A 14,865-nucleotide genomic window follows, 5' to 3' on the forward strand; every position below is an offset into this window, starting at 1 on the left:
AATCAAATGCGCTTCGTCAATAAAGATGACTAATTCTGGTTGTTCAACATCGCCTTTTTCGGGCATTTGCTGATAGATTTCGGCTAACAAACTCAACATAAACGTAGAGAACAATTTTGGTTTATCCTGAATATCCGTCAAGCGGATGATGTTCACATATCCTTTTCCGTTTTCGTCAAAACGCATTAAATCGTCAATCTCAAATGACTTTTCGCCAAAAAAGATATCGCCGCCTTGTTGTTCTAATTCGATAATCTTACGAAGAATAATTCCTGTAGTTGAGGTTGAAATCTTTCCGTAGTTTGCTGTGATTTCTTCCTTTCCTTCTTCGGTGATGTAATTCAGTACTTTTTTGATGTCTTTTAAATCCAAAAGTGGCATTTTGTTATCATCGCAATATTTAAAAATTACCGAAACAACGCCCGTTTGTGTATCATTCAAATCGAGAATTCTGGAAAATAAAACCGGGCCAAACTCAGAAACAGTTGCTCTTAGTCGAACGCCATTTTGCTGTGAAAGCGACATTAATTCTACCGGAAACGAAGCGGTGGTATAAGGAATATTAATTTTAGCATGACGTTCTGTAATAAAAGTTTTTTCTTCGCCTTTTTTGGCAATTCCCGAAAAATCACCTTTGATATCCATCATCAACACCGGAATCCCAAAAGAAGACAACTGTTCAGACAATACTTGAATGGTTTTTGTTTTACCTGTTCCGGTGGCACCGGCAATTAATCCGTGACGGTTTAAGGTTTTTAAAGGCACTTTTACAAAGGTGTCGACAACTGCTTCACCATTTAAAATGGCACCGCCAAGGGTAATGCTTTCCCCTTTTGAGGCGTAACCTTCATTAATATGTTTGCTGAAATCGGATGCTGTGGCCATATGCTATTTTTTAGATTATAAAGATATTGCAAAGTAATGTATTTTTCCAAAAGCAAGGAAATGTTAATTGTTTTCAAATTGGAATAAAAAAAACTTAATTTTAAATGTTGAAAAAAAGTTTGATAAAAAAATACATTTTCAAAGCTTTTGACGTTATACATAATAAAAAAGCAGTAAAACTCTGAAAATCATAACTATTTTTATGTAATATTTAATGATTGTTTGTAATGACTGAATTGGTCATGAATTGCGAATTAAATCGATGTAGTATTAATGTTAAAAAAAGTTTTTTTATTTCAAGTAAAAAATTAAATTTGCTCCTAATCAAGTTTATTAACAACTAAGACTTATAAATTATTTAAAAATTAAAAAATTAAAAAAATGGCAAACGTTAAAAAAGAAGGCAGTTCAAATTTAGGAGGGTTATTCTCTGGTATTGTGATTGTAGCAAGTATTGTGGTTGGGTTTCTTGTATGGAAATTTATCATGGGTGCAGGATCAAATTTTGAAGGTGGGGTAAACACAGGAGCACCACTTAAAGATAACTATATGGCAATGGTTTACAAAGGAGGGTTTATTGTTCCTGTTTTGATGGGACTATTGTTGATGGTAGTTGTTTTCTCATTTGAAAGATATTTTGTAATCACTAAAGCTACTGGTAAAGGAAGTTTAGATGTATTTATGAAAAATGTTCAAACTAGTGTAAAAGCAGGGAATATTGACGAAGCCATTTCAGCATGTGATAAACAACAAGGTTCTGTTGCTAACGCGATTCGTTCTGCTCTAGTTAAATATCAAGATGTTAAAAAAGAAGGATTCAATAGTGAAGAAGCTGCGGAAACAATTCACAAAGAAATTGAAGAAGCAACTTCATTGGAAATGCCAATGTTAGAACAACACATGACGATTTTATCAACTTTAGTTTCTTTAGGAACTCTTGCAGGATTGTTAGGAACTGTAACTGGTATGATTAAAGCATTTGCCGGATTAGCTGGTGGCGGTGGAGCAGATTCTGCTGAGCTTGCAAATGGTATCTCTGAGGCGTTGATCAATACTGCAACTGGTATCGCAACATCTGCATTAGCAATTATCGCTTACAACTTCTTTACTTCAAAAATCGACAGTCTTACTTATGCAATTGATGAGGCAGGTACTACTATCGTAAATACTTACAGACATTTTAGAGGTAGCTTAAAACAATAATTTTGATAGTCACTATCAATAAATATATAAAACAATGGCAATAAAAATGAAAAAAAAGTCAACATCTACCGACATGACGGCGATGTGTGATGTTGCATTCCTTTTGCTTACGTTCTTTATTTTGACTGCTACTGCTAAAGTTCCTGAAGTTATGCCTGTTGATACTCCGGCATCTACTGTACAGACTAAGTTGCCTGAAAAAGATTTGGCTACTTTGACTGTAGGTCAAGGGAAAGTGTTTTTTGATATCAAAGGAAAAGATGTTCGTTTGAGAACTCTTGAGTTAATGGCTCAAAAATATAACGTTACATTTTCTGAAGATGATCAAAATAAGTTTGCAATAATGGAAAGTTTTGGTGTTCCTGTTCAGAGTCTTAAACAGATTCTTGATATGAAACCTGCAGACAGAAAGAATGTTCAGCAACCTGGTATTCCCAAAGATTCTTTGGATAATCAATTGGCAGATTGGGTTCAGAATGCCCGAATTGCTAATATCGAGTTGCATGACAAAGAATTGCAACTTGCTATAAAAGGTGATGCTAAAGAAGAGTATCCTATTATCAGAAGAGTAATGGATATTTTACAGGATCAAAAAATCAATAGCTTTAGTTTGGTTACTGGTTTGAGAGGAAAAGAAAAATAATTTTAAAAATATACTAAATGGCTGAATTAAATACCGGCGACGGTGGTGGTAAAAAAGGCAGTAAAAAAGTAAGGAGTAAAAAGCAAAATTCTAAAGTAGACTTAACGGCTATGGTGGATTTGGCTTTCTTATTAATCACTTTCTTTATGCTTACCACGACCTTGTCTAAACCCCAATCGATGAATTTGGGTTTGCCAGATAAAGACGATGAAACAGACACTAAAGTAAAGGTTGATGAGAATCGTACCATGACCATATTGTTGGGGGACAACAATAAATTAGTACGTTTTGTGGGTTTATTGGCAACTCCTGTTTCAGGTGGTGCGCCAAAAGACTTTGAATATGGTAAAGACGGAATCCGAAAAGAATTGTTGAGCAGAAAAGAGGCAGTTCTTCAATATACCGGAACCAAAGACAAAGGAATGATTGTAATTATCAAACCAAGTAAGAAGTCAAATTATCGTAATTTAGTTGATATACTTGATGAAATGGCAATTGTAGGTGTTCCTACTTACGCCATTGTAAATGAGTTTACACCTGAAGAAAGCAAATTAATTGGAGGAGGAGCCCCTGATACTGCAACTCCAACGACCGAAAAAACTCCTAATCCTCAATCTAATTAAAAAAGAAAAGACATGAAATTAGATTTATTAAAAAATCAATGGGTAGATATCGTTTTTGAAGGGCGTAATAAGTTATATGGTGCTTACGAACTAAGAAGAACAAATGGTAAGACTACAGTTAGGGCTCTTATTCTTGGAGGTGTTATTTTTACTTTCTTGGTTAGTCTTCCTGTACTAGCCAATTTACTTCCGGATGGTTCAGATGATGATGTTTTAGATCAAAAAATCACAACGGTAAAATTACCACCAAAGGAAAAACCAAAAGAAAATGTTCCGCCACCGCCACCGCCACCGCCAAAAGTAGATCAAGTAAAATTTGTAAAACCGGTTGTAGCTAAAGCGGATGAAGTGACCGAAGAACCACCAAAAGTGGAAGAAATAAAAGATAAAAAAATTGGTGATAAGACTATTGAAGGTGATCCAGATGCTGAATTAAGTGTCGAACCAGTTGGAACTGGGCCAAGCGTAGTGGAAGAAGATAACAATATCTACAACACTGCCGGTATCGAAGTAAAACCAGATTTCCCTGGAGGATTGGATAAATTCTACAAATTTGTTGGTAAGAATTTCCAAGTTCCGGAAGAAGAAGGATTAAAAGGAAAAGTATTTGTAACGTTTGTAGTTGAAAAAGACGGTTCGCTTACAGATATAAAAGTACTCAGAGATATCGGATATGGAACAGGCAAAGAAGCTATCAGAGTTTTAAAATCTTGTCCAAGATGGAATCCTGGTGAGCAAAATGGTAAGAAAGTTAGAGTACTATATTCTTTACCAATTTCAATCCAATCAGCAGAATAAATGATTTCAAAAATCATAGAAAACTTTCAGAAGAAATCGCTTAAAGAGCGGTTTCTTCTCGTTATAGGCATTTTCTTTTTTTTGATTTATTTAACATTCGGACTCGCTATCATATTTTGGAAGTCACTACCTTTATCATTAGATTATAAATACAGAATTGTTTTTGGAATTTTACTGATAGTATATTCTTTTTTACGATTTTTGCGTTTCTTTAATAAAGAAGAATAAATTTAGAAATGAATAAATTAACCAAGACACTTGTTGGCTTTGCTTTGTTAACCTTGCTTTTCGTTTTTTCCTGTCAAAAGAAAAACGAAGTTATTGATACGATTACAGAAGGAAAGGCAACAATCTATGTTGATGAATCTATATTGCCAATAGTTGAAGATGAAGCAGCCGTATTTGAAGCAGAATATGATGCCAAATTACATTTGGTTTCAAAATCAGAAAATGAAATAATTAATGATTTGTTTAACGATACAGCAAGAATTGTAATTTTAACCAGAACACTTACAGCTAAAGAATTAAAAGCTTTTCAAAGCAAAAAAATCACACCAAGAATTGCTCCTTTTGCAACTGATGCTGTTGCTTTTATTAAAAGCAAAACAACCAACGATACTTTAATCGCATTAAAAGACGTTATTGATTTTGTTAATGGAAAAGTCGTTCCAAATATTAAAGGATTGGTTTTTGACAATGCTAATTCGAGTACAGCGAGATATATTTCTGACATCTCAGGAGTTCAGGTTAACAATCAGAAAAATGTTTTTTCATTTAAAACCAATGAAGAAGTTTTGAAATATGTTGCCAAAAATAAAGACATGGTTGGCGTTATAGGAATGAATTGGATTTTTCAACCGCCATTAGATTTACAAGAAACTGTAGATAATGTAAATGTGTTAAGCGTTAAAGATATGAATAAATCAGAATATTTTTTTCCAACACAAGATAATCTGGCACAAGGAAAGTATCCTTTGGCACGACGTTTGTATATCGTCAACTGTCAAGGATATGCTGGACTTGGAATGGGATTTAAATCCTTCCTTACAGGAGAAAGAGGACAACGCATAATTTTAAAATCAGGTCTAGTTCCTGAGCGAATCCCAGCCAGAAAAATTAGCATTAGAAATACAATTACAAAAGATAAAAATTAAACAGAAGAAGATGAACAAGTTAAAAATTTTCAGCCTAGCGTTAGTAGCAACAACCATTGCGAAAGCACAAGATTTAGAGCCAGCGAAGAAAGCTATTGATGCTGAACAATTTGAAAAAGCAAAATCGTTGTTAAAATCAGTTATACAAGCAAAACCTGCAAATGGTAAAGCGGCATTTCTTTTAGGAAACATTTACCTAAAACAAAATATTTCCGATTCGGCTTCAATCTATTTTCAAAAAGGATTGGCCGCAAGTGAAGGTACAAGATTCAATAATATTGGTTTAGGGCAATTAGATTTGGATGCCAACAACAGAGTAGCCGCACAAGCTAAATTTGATTTGGTCATCAAAGAATTGAAAAAGAAAGACACCGAAGAGTATGTTTATATCGCTCGTGCTTTCATGAATGCTGATAAACCGGATTATAAAAGTGCCATCACCATTTTAACAAAAGCAGCGGCAGCTAATCCAAATGATGCTCAAGTACAATTGGCATTAGGTGATGCCTACTACGGAGATAAAAATCAAAATGATTCTTATGTTGCTTATCGAAATGCGTATCAGTTTGATAACAGTTTAATTAGAGCGAAAATGCAATTAGGGGTTTTGTTAAAAGGCGCGAAAGCCTATACAGAAGCGGTAAAAGCATATAAAGAAGTAATTGCTATCAACCCAAATTATGGTCCGGTTTATCGTGAATTAGCGGAAACTCACTATTTATGGGGAAACAATATTCCAAAAACCTATGATGAAAATATTCAAAAAGCATTAAGCTTTTATGAAAAATACTTGACTTTAACAGACTATTCAATCACTTCACGTATGCGTCATGCTGACTTTTTAATCTTGGCAAAAGATTACAAAGCACTAGAATTGGAAGCTAACAAGATGAAAGAATTAGATGGCGTTAATCCAAGAATTCTACGTTACTTAGGGTATTCAGCTTATGAAAATGGAAATGTTGATGTAGCTTTAACGTCTTTGCAAAATTATACTGCAAACGCTTCAAATAAAATTATCCCTCGTGATTATTTGTATTTAGGTCAAGCCAAAATTAAAAAAGGAGCAAGTGCTGATGGAAAGTTGATTGATCCTACACAGTTAGCATCTGGAGTTGCAGATTTAAAAAAGGCAGTTGAAATGGAGCCATTAGCGGCTAATGAATTGAATGAAATTGGAAAAAAACTTTACGACCAGAAAGCATTCGCAGCAGCAGCAGCAGTATTTGAAGTTGCGGTTGCCAATCCAAATTCTAAAAATTATTTGATTGACAATTTCTATCTTGGAAACTCATTTTATTATGACAACACTAGAAAAGATATTGTAAAACCAGATCCAATTACGTTACAAAAAGCCGATGCTGCTTTTGGGAATGTAATTACGGCTTCACCAACAACACAAGACGCTTATCTTTTCAGAGCAAGAACTAATAGATTATTAGAAAATGACGAAATGATGGCCACTTACTACCAACAGTATATTGATGTAGTAACAGCAAAAGGTGAAGAAGAAGTTACTAAAAACAAAGCTAAGTTTATAGAGTCATACAACAATATAGCATCAGCTTTAGCTAATTCGGATAAAACAAAAGCAAAAGAAATGCTAAACAAAACCTTAGCACTTGACCCAGCTAATGCGTATGCGCTTGAAGCAATGAAATTATTAAAGTAAAAAAGAACAGCATTTTTTTAAAACCGTCTCGATTCAAAATCGGGGCGGTTTTTTATTTAAAAGGACTTATCTTTGCCTCCCGAAACTTCGGGATAAATTAAATAAAATGTTATCAAAAGAAACACAGTTGGCCGTTGAAAAAGGAGAAATGCTTCCACTCATGGAAGAGTTTTATACCATTCAGGGTGAAGGATTTCATACAGGAACAGCTGCCTATTTTATTCGGATTGGTGGTTGCGATGTAGGTTGTCATTGGTGTGATGTTAAGGAAAGTTGGAATGCCGAATTGCATCCGCCAACTGAAACGGATATTATTGTTGCCAATGCTAAGAAATATGCTGATACGGTTGTAGTGACTGGTGGTGAGCCTTTGACTTGGGATATGACATTGCTTACCCAAAAACTAAAATGCAAAAATCTAAAAGTGCATATCGAAACTTCTGGTGCTTATCCTGTGACTGGGACTTGGGATTGGTTTTGTCTTTCGCCAAAGAAAAACAAATTGCCGGTTGCCGATGCGTATGCGATTGCTAATGAATTAAAAGTTATCGTTTATAACAAGCACGATTTTATTTTTGCTGAAGAACAAGCCGCCAAAGTAAACCCTAATGCTATTCTTTTCCTGCAACCTGAATGGAGCAAAAAAGAAGAAATGACGCCACTAATTGTCGATTATGTAATGAACAATCCAAAATGGAGAGTGTCCTTGCAAACCCATAAATATTTGAATATTCCTTAAAATCAGTATATGAAACTAATTAAGTTGTTTTTGTTTGTATTATTGCCAATTTCCGGATTTTCACAAATAGGAGGAGAAGGTGAAGTATATTTAAATGGAGATAGAATTGAAGCTAAATTCGGAGGAGGCGGAATTGACAACTTTACGGCATTTATAAATAGAAATTTCGATTATTCGAAAGTTACAAAACTGGGAAAGTTAGAAGCAACTTTTACTATTGACCAAGAAGGAAACGTAACCAAAATAAGGATTACTCAACTTTTAGATATCGAATCAGCAACTGAATTTATAAGGGTTTTGAAGATGTGTCCAAAATGGGAACCAGCCAAACGCGGAGGAAAACCAATCAGCATTGAGATAAAATATCCCATGGTGTTTAATCTTAAACCTAAGCCTTTAGAGAATACTTCTGAAGTAAAAGAAACTAATGAAAACTCAAATAGAAATGAAGGTAAAAGGCCTGGCGGATTATCTAAGTTTTATGAATATATAAATAAAAATTACAAACTCCCTGATGCTCCTGGACTGAAAGGTCAAGTTATAGTTAGTTTTGTTATTAATGAAGATGGAAGTATTGGTGATTATAAAGTTATCAAGGATTTAGGATACGGAACAGCACAAGAACTGATAAGGGTTTTAAAAACAACAGGCAATAAATGGACACCAGCAAAAAAAGATGGTAAGCCAGTAAAGACACCGTATACTTTGCCTTTAACTATTGACATTCCAGAATAGGCACATATGAAACCACAATTCCTATTAAACCAAAATATCACTTTCTTAAATCACGGCTCATTTGGTTCTTGCCCCAAACCTATTTTTGAAGAATTCCAACGTTTTCAAAGAGAACTCGAATCAGATCCTGTTGAGTTTATAGTCAAAAAACAGCCAAAGTATTTAAAAATAGCCCGAGAAAGTTTAGCTAAATTTGTGGGTTGCCAAGGCGGAGATTTATTTTTCACCTCAAATCCAACGTATGCGATTAACATTATTATGCGAAGCATAAAGTTAAATGCGGGAGATGAAATTTTAGCCACCAATCACGAGTATGGTGCCATGGACAGAACTTGGAATTTCTATTGCAAAAAATCTGGGGCAAAATATATTCGACAAAACATAAGCTTACCAGTTGTATCTAAAGAACAAGTCATAGAAGAATTCTGGAAAGGCTATAATCAAAACACCAAAGTGATTTTTCTGAATCAAATGTCTAGTGCCACAGCCTTAATTTTTCCGGTAAAAGAAATTTGCGATAGAGCCGCAGCATTAGGACTGATAACAATTGTTGATGGCGCACATGTTCCGGCACATATCGATTTAAATATTTCAGCCTTAAATCCGGATTACTACACAGGAACCTTGCACAAATGGATGTTAGCGCCAAAAGGAAGTTCGTTCTTATATGTAAAACCGGAATTGCAAGATGCTTTAGAACCTTTGGTAGTAAGTTGGGGTTACGAAAGTGTGGCACCAGGCGAAAGCCAGTTTTTGGATTATCATGAATTACAGGGAACCAGAGATGTTTCAACTTTTTTATGTACACCAAAAGTGGTAGAATTTTTAGAGCAAAACAACTGGAAAGCGGTTTCGAAAGATTGCAAACAAATTGTTTTTGATAACTACCAACGCTTTTGTGATTTGCTAAATACAAAACCACTTAGTCCAATTACAGCTGAATTTTTAGGGCAAATGGCGAGCGTTCCTGTCAATACCAAAAAGCCAGCGGAACTAAAAGAAGTGTTGTATTCAAAGTATAAAATCCAAATTCCAGTTATGCCACTTAATGGAAATTATTATATCCGATATTCTATCAATGCGTATAATTCGCAAGCAGATTTGGATGTTTTATACAAGGCTTTGGAAGACATCATCAAAACGACAGATTTGATTCAAGTCTAGAATCCTAGCCCGGATGGAAGCGGCATCTTTTTGTTTTGTCATGCTGAGCTTGTCGAAGCACAAAACAAAAAATAGAGCGGACAGCCGGATTAGCTTCAAATACTACTTCCAGTTTTTTCTTTTCTTGAGTTCAGTAATGTGAGCCAAATGATGGTTGCAATGCCATTCATACAAACAAATCATTTCGCGAAGTTGGAATTCCTTGTTGTGTTCAGGATGAATATAAGCCATTTCCATATCGACTTCAGACAAAATTTTCATTACAAATGCCAAGCGATAATGCAATCCTTCTAAAAATTGTAGTGTCGGTTCAATAGGCATGGTTTTGTTGTCAATACCTTCTGCCCAAAGATTTTCATAATAGAATTTTATCGTCGGATTGTTTTCGGTCATCGTCCATTTCAATCGGATAAAACAATTCATATGGCTGTCGGCACAATGATGCACGACTTGGCGAATCGTCCAGCCTTCGGGACGATATGGAGTTTCAAGTTGGATATTTGACAAATGTGCTACTTCGGCTTTCAATTTTTCTGGAAACGATTCGATAGTTTGTATGGCTTTCGCTAAAAGCTCGGGAGTATAAATTTGTGGAGCTTCAAATTTTTCAATCGGGTAACGCAGTTTTTCTAATTCAATATTTTCCATTTTTAAAGAGTTAGTTTTGCTAAATAATCAAAGTGTTTGCCTTCTTGAACCAATTCGCATTGCAAACCGTTGGCATGTGCGGCATTTTGCAAAGTGTTATAATCCATGTAAAGCCAAGGGAACGTTTCTTCGGTTTCATTTTTATACGAAATTGTGAAAGTAAGTTCGCCATAATAACCGTCAGCTGGAATTAAATAACTTCCTCTCGAAACTTCGGGATCAGTTTTATCAAACATATAAATAATATCTGAACTGTCAAGTAAGATTTGTCCATTCGGATTCAAAAGCGATTTTAGTTTCTGGATATATTTTGAGGTTTCAGCTAATGTTCCGAAGATTCCTGTGCCGTTCATTAATAATAGAATCGTGTCAAATTTTTGCTTCGCCAGTTCGCTTTCGCTCGGGTCAGTAGAAACTTCTAAAATATTCTGAACTCGGGCTTTTTTCAAACCACGTAAATCGCAAGTTTTAATAGCATTTGCCGAAATATCAATAGCGGTAACGTCAAATCCTTTTTCCTGAAGATACAAAGCATGACTTCCGGCACCGCAACCTACATCGAGAACTTTTCCTTTGGCAAGTTGTAATGCTTTCCTTTCCAGTTTTGGCATTTCATTGAAATTTCTAAAAAGATACCCAACACTCATTTCATCCGCTTCGGAAATGTTGGTTTCAGTAACCAAATCTTCGGGCGAATTGTTAGTTTGAAAATCGAGTATGGCTTGGCCGAAAAGGTCTTTCATGTTGTCATTGCGAGGCACGAAGCAATCTCCTCAGTTTTTAAGTTAATTTAATCAGAAGTTGTTTAATTTTGCAGCATGAGTCTGAAACCATCTTTAAACGAAATCCAAAAGTTAGCCAAAGATAAGCATATCGAAAACAAAAAGTATTTTGATAAGCTCAAAAAGAAAGCACCAAAAAATATCGATTATGTGATGCAGGAATTGCACGATGCCGAATTCAAACGCACTGATTGTTTGAACTGTGCTAATTGCTGTAAAACAACCGGGCCATTGTTTACTTCAGCCGATATCGAACGAATTTCAAAACATCTGAAACAAAAGCCACAACAATTTATTGACCAATACCTTCGTATTGATGAAGATAAGGATTATGTGCTGCAAAGTGTTCCGTGTACGTTTTTAGACAATGAAAATTACTGTATGATTTATGATGTGCGTCCAAAAGCTTGTCGTGAATTTCCACACACTGACAGAAAGAAGTTCCAACAAATTTCGGATTTGACCTTAAAAAATGTTGCTGTTTGCCCTGCAGCGTATAATATTGTGGAAGAAATGAAGAAAAAAATACCTTTATAAAATGAAAATATATAAATCAAAAATAGATTGGTGGCTGGGATTAATTTTAGTTTATCCCATATTTAGAAGTATTGCATCCATTATTCAAGGAGAATGGATAGGTTACCTAGGAATTTTACTTTGCCTGTTGTTTATTGTTTTTATTTCAAAATCTACCAGATATATTATTGCAGAAAATCAACTGATTGTTAAATGCATGTTTATTGTAAACGATAGAATAGAAATTTCAAAAATCAGAAAAATAGAAAAGACGAATAGCATTTTGAGCTCACCAGCGTTATCGTTGGATAGAATAGCGATTAAGTTCAATAAGTTTGATGAAGTCTATATTTCTCCAAAAGAAAAGCAAAGTTTCCTTAATGATTTACTTGAAATCAATCCAAATATAGAAGTCAAAGTATAATAAAGCTTTATGTTTTGCGTTATCAATAAAAGAAGATTATGAAAAACCTGAGATTTTTAATATATGTCTATATAATTGCTCTTGCGCTAACTGTATTTGGTTTTTTGATTGATTCGGATACGACAACAAACTCATTTGCCTTCCAAATGTATGAAGTTTTTTTATTGTCTTTAGTTGTGTTTGGAATCTTAACAATTATTAGCCTTTTGTTTTATTCGTTATTTATTTCAGTTAAAGGGCTTTTTAATAGATAAGATACTTCTTCCGCATTTCCTTAAAATCACTCAATCCCTTTTCCCAAGATTTTCTAATTTCAGCTTCTGAAATTCCGACTTCAATTTGCTGTTGGAGTTTTTTTGTTCCGGCTAATTTAGTAAAGAAAGGAATAAAGAATTTCGATTTATCAGCAGTTTGGCGATAGGCTTTGAGCAGCCATTTTAATTCCAATTTGCTCACTTTTGGTGCCTGAGTCAAATCTTCACCATAACAAAGTTGATTTTTATACGGCGGTTCTTTTGATCCAAAATTGGGTATAGGTGTAAAACTAAAATTACCTTTTGGTAAAAACGGTGAACCATAAATCTGGAATTGCTTTTCGGTGCCACGACCAACACTAACATTCGTTCCTTCAAACAAACACAAACTCGCATACAAGTTGATGGCTTGGTCATTCGGTAAATTAGGTGAAGGTTTAACAGGCAAACTATAAAATAGTTCACGTTTGTAATTCAAACACGGAATCACAGTCAGTTTGCATTGAATTCCGTTTTTCAACCATTTTTCACCATTTATCATTTTGGCATATTCGCCAATCGTCATGCCGTGCAATAACGGAATGGGATGCATGCCCACAAAACTGGTGAATTCCTTTTCCAAAATCGGCCCGTCGACAATTCCACCATTCGGATTTGGTCTGTCCAAAACTATAAGTTGCACATTATTTTCTGCACAAGCTTCCATTATATAATGAAGCGAAGAAATATATGTATAGAATCGTGCGCCAACATCCTGCAAGTCAAAAACTAAAATATTAAGACCAGCTAATTGCTCGGGTTTTGGTTTTTTGTTGTCTCCATAAAGCGAAATAATTGGCAAGCCCGTTTTGTCATCTTTTCCGTCAACAACGTGTTCACCGGCATCAGCTGTGCCTCGGAAACCATGCTCGGGAGCGAATATTTTTTGAAGATTGATTTTTTTATATAGTAGAAAATCTACAATGTTTAAATTTACCTGCGTTTCTTCGGGAGAATAGTAGTTTAATACGCCAGTCTGATTGGTAACAATGCCAACTTTTTTATCTTTTAATAAAGGAAGATAAGCATTATAATTCTCTGCCCCAGTTTGAATTCCCTGAGTTGGTTTTTCAGAAGTAATTTCTATTTTCTTTTCTCTATTTTCTATATTCTTTCCCGAACTACTGCAAGAAACGATTAGCAAAACCGAGAATAAAACTGTATTTTTGAACACCGAATTTGAAATCATAGCATTGAAATTAGAATATTTTATAGCGAAACGACTCATTACTGCTAAAGACCATAAAAGTAGTATTTCTGCGCCAATAATAAAAATTGCCATCACTGCAATCGCACTCGGAATGATTATGATGATTGTTTCTATTGCGACAGGAATTGGGTTGCAACAAAAAATACGCCAGAAAGTTTCGGCTTTTAACGGACATATAATTATTTCGGGTTACAACGACAACAATTCAGATGTCAGCACAACGCCAATTTCCATTCATCAAAGCTTTTATCCAAACTTCAAAAACGTTGACGGTATAACGCACGTTCAGGCCGTAGCCAGTAAAGCCGGAATCATCAGAACCGAATCGGCTTTCGAAGGAATTATTTTTAAAGGCGTTGGCAAAGAGTATCAAATCGATAATCTAAAAGAATATTTAGTCAAAGGAAGATTGCCCAACTTCAAAGCCAATCTCAATGAAGAAGTGCTTATTTCACAATATTTGTGCAATCGTTTGGGGCTAAAACTAGGAGACAAGTTTGTGACTTACTTCATGAAAGAAAACAGCGAAGGCTACAACTTGCGTAATTTCAAAATAGTCGGAATATACAATTCAGGTTTTCAGGAATTCGATGCCAGTTATGTCATTGGCGATATTCGTCACGTGCAACGTATCAACAAATGGAGTCCAGAACAAATCGGTTCTTTTGAAGTTTTTGTTGACGATTTTACTCAAATAGAAAGCAAAGGCCAACAAGTCTACCAGGAAATATCTTCCACGCTTGATTCCCAAACCATAGTGGAGAAATTCTATTACATCTTCGAATGGCTCAAGCTTTTCGACTTCAATATCCTCGTGATCCTAATTGTCATGATAGCTGTTTCTACTATAAATATGGTAGTCGCACTTTTGGTTCTAATTCTCGAAAGAACTCAAATGATAGGAATTCTAAAATCGCTCGGTGCCAACAATTGGTCTATCCGAAAAGTTTTTCTCTACAACGCAGCCTACTTAATCGGTCGTGGATTACTTTTGGGTAATGTCATCGGAATAGGGTTGCTATTACTCCAAAAACACTTCGGCATCATCAAACTCAACCCCGAAAGTTACTATGTCAACATAGCTCCGGTCGATATCAATTTGTTCTACATACTATTACTCAATATAGGAACTGTAGTAATCTGCCTGTTGGTTTTACTTATCCCATCTTTTATTATTACTAAAATTACACCTTCAAAGTCTATTCGTTTTGAGTAGTTAGCAGCACAACGAATTCTGTCCTCAGGACGTTTATTCCCGCTATCCGCGCTACGAGGTAGCTTGCTTCTATCGGGGCTAGAGATGACTTTTTGTTTTCTTCAGGGCTGCCGTAGGTATCCAATACGGTTAGCCTTGTTTAAATGGTGTTGTAAAACCC

The 14,865-nt window shown here is 35.1% G+C and carries 16 protein-coding genes; 12 read left to right on the forward strand and 4 right to left on the reverse strand.

Annotated elements, in window-relative coordinates:
- A partial coding sequence (locus tag RMN97_RS00005; protein WP_309612468.1) for a helicase HerA-like domain-containing protein occupies window positions 1–885 on the reverse strand: 885 nt, incomplete at its 3' end.
- A gap of 381 nt (window positions 886–1,266) precedes the next feature.
- On the opposite strand from RMN97_RS00005, the gene RMN97_RS00010 reads away from it, so the two are divergent.
- From RMN97_RS00010 to RMN97_RS00050, 9 genes are all read left to right on the forward strand, one after another.
- Entirely contained in the window at window positions 1,267–2,088 is an 822-nt protein-coding gene (locus RMN97_RS00010) for a MotA/TolQ/ExbB proton channel family protein (protein ID WP_309612469.1), read from the forward strand.
- Window positions 2,089–2,122: 34 nt separating this feature from the next.
- A complete protein-coding gene (locus tag RMN97_RS00015) occupies window positions 2,123–2,731 on the forward strand; it encodes a biopolymer transporter ExbD (RefSeq protein WP_309612470.1) in 609 nt (202 codons plus the stop codon).
- A gap of 17 nt (window positions 2,732–2,748) precedes the next feature.
- Window positions 2,749–3,354, forward strand: coding sequence for a biopolymer transporter ExbD (locus tag RMN97_RS00020; protein WP_309612471.1), 606 nt, complete (start codon window positions 2,749–2,751; stop codon window positions 3,352–3,354).
- A gap of 12 nt (window positions 3,355–3,366) precedes the next feature.
- Entirely contained in the window at window positions 3,367–4,152 is a 786-nt protein-coding gene (locus RMN97_RS00025) for an energy transducer TonB (RefSeq protein WP_309612472.1), read from the forward strand.
- Between the two features lie 236 nt (window positions 4,153–4,388).
- Window positions 4,389–5,306: a substrate-binding domain-containing protein gene (locus RMN97_RS00030; RefSeq protein WP_309612473.1), complete on the forward strand. Its 918-nt coding sequence runs from the start codon at window positions 4,389–4,391 to the stop codon at window positions 5,304–5,306.
- A 10-nt stretch (window positions 5,307–5,316) separates the two neighbouring features.
- Window positions 5,317–6,978 (forward strand): tetratricopeptide repeat protein, encoded by a 1,662-nt coding sequence (locus RMN97_RS00035; protein ID WP_309612474.1) that lies wholly within the window; start codon window positions 5,317–5,319, stop codon window positions 6,976–6,978.
- A gap of 106 nt (window positions 6,979–7,084) precedes the next feature.
- A complete protein-coding gene (locus RMN97_RS00040; protein WP_309612475.1) occupies window positions 7,085–7,717 on the forward strand; it encodes a 7-carboxy-7-deazaguanine synthase QueE in 633 nt (210 codons plus the stop codon).
- A 9-nt stretch (window positions 7,718–7,726) separates the two neighbouring features.
- Window positions 7,727–8,452, forward strand: a complete 726-nt coding sequence (locus RMN97_RS00045; RefSeq protein ID WP_309612476.1) for an energy transducer TonB — start codon at window positions 7,727–7,729, stop codon at window positions 8,450–8,452.
- Between the two features lie 6 nt (window positions 8,453–8,458).
- Window positions 8,459–9,616 (forward strand): aminotransferase class V-fold PLP-dependent enzyme, encoded by a 1,158-nt coding sequence (locus RMN97_RS00050; protein WP_309612477.1) that lies wholly within the window; start codon window positions 8,459–8,461, stop codon window positions 9,614–9,616.
- A 102-nt stretch (window positions 9,617–9,718) separates the two neighbouring features.
- On the opposite strand, the gene RMN97_RS00055 is transcribed toward RMN97_RS00050, so the two are convergent.
- A complete protein-coding gene (locus RMN97_RS00055; protein ID WP_309612478.1) occupies window positions 9,719–10,264 on the reverse strand; it encodes a YfiT family bacillithiol transferase in 546 nt (181 codons plus the stop codon).
- A 2-nt stretch (window positions 10,265–10,266) separates the two neighbouring features.
- The gene (locus tag RMN97_RS00060; protein WP_309612479.1) at window positions 10,267–11,007 is read right to left on the reverse strand and encodes a class I SAM-dependent methyltransferase; all 741 of its coding nucleotides are present in this window, start codon (window positions 11,005–11,007) and stop codon (window positions 10,267–10,269) included.
- 75 nt (window positions 11,008–11,082) lie between these two features.
- Between RMN97_RS00060 and RMN97_RS00065 the strand changes: the two genes are divergently transcribed.
- Both RMN97_RS00065 and RMN97_RS00070 read left to right on the forward strand, forming a co-directional pair.
- Window positions 11,083–11,583, forward strand: coding sequence for a YkgJ family cysteine cluster protein (locus tag RMN97_RS00065; protein ID WP_409024866.1), 501 nt, complete (start codon window positions 11,083–11,085; stop codon window positions 11,581–11,583).
- Window position 11,584: 1 nt separating this feature from the next.
- Window positions 11,585–11,986: a PH domain-containing protein gene (locus RMN97_RS00070; RefSeq protein WP_309612480.1), complete on the forward strand. Its 402-nt coding sequence runs from the start codon at window positions 11,585–11,587 to the stop codon at window positions 11,984–11,986.
- A gap of 243 nt (window positions 11,987–12,229) precedes the next feature.
- On the opposite strand, the gene RMN97_RS00075 is transcribed toward RMN97_RS00070, so the two are convergent.
- The gene (locus RMN97_RS00075; protein WP_309612481.1) at window positions 12,230–13,468 is read right to left on the reverse strand and encodes a DUF1343 domain-containing protein; all 1,239 of its coding nucleotides are present in this window, start codon (window positions 13,466–13,468) and stop codon (window positions 12,230–12,232) included.
- A 4-nt stretch (window positions 13,469–13,472) separates the two neighbouring features.
- On the opposite strand from RMN97_RS00075, the gene RMN97_RS00080 reads away from it, so the two are divergent.
- Entirely contained in the window at window positions 13,473–14,705 is a 1,233-nt protein-coding gene (locus tag RMN97_RS00080) for an FtsX-like permease family protein (RefSeq protein ID WP_309612483.1), read from the forward strand.
- Window positions 14,706–14,865: the final 160 nt, after the last annotated feature.

Origin of the sequence: Flavobacterium sp. (genome assembly GCF_031381455.1) — a bacterium.
Taxonomy (GTDB): Bacteria; Bacteroidota; Bacteroidia; order Flavobacteriales; family Flavobacteriaceae; genus Flavobacterium.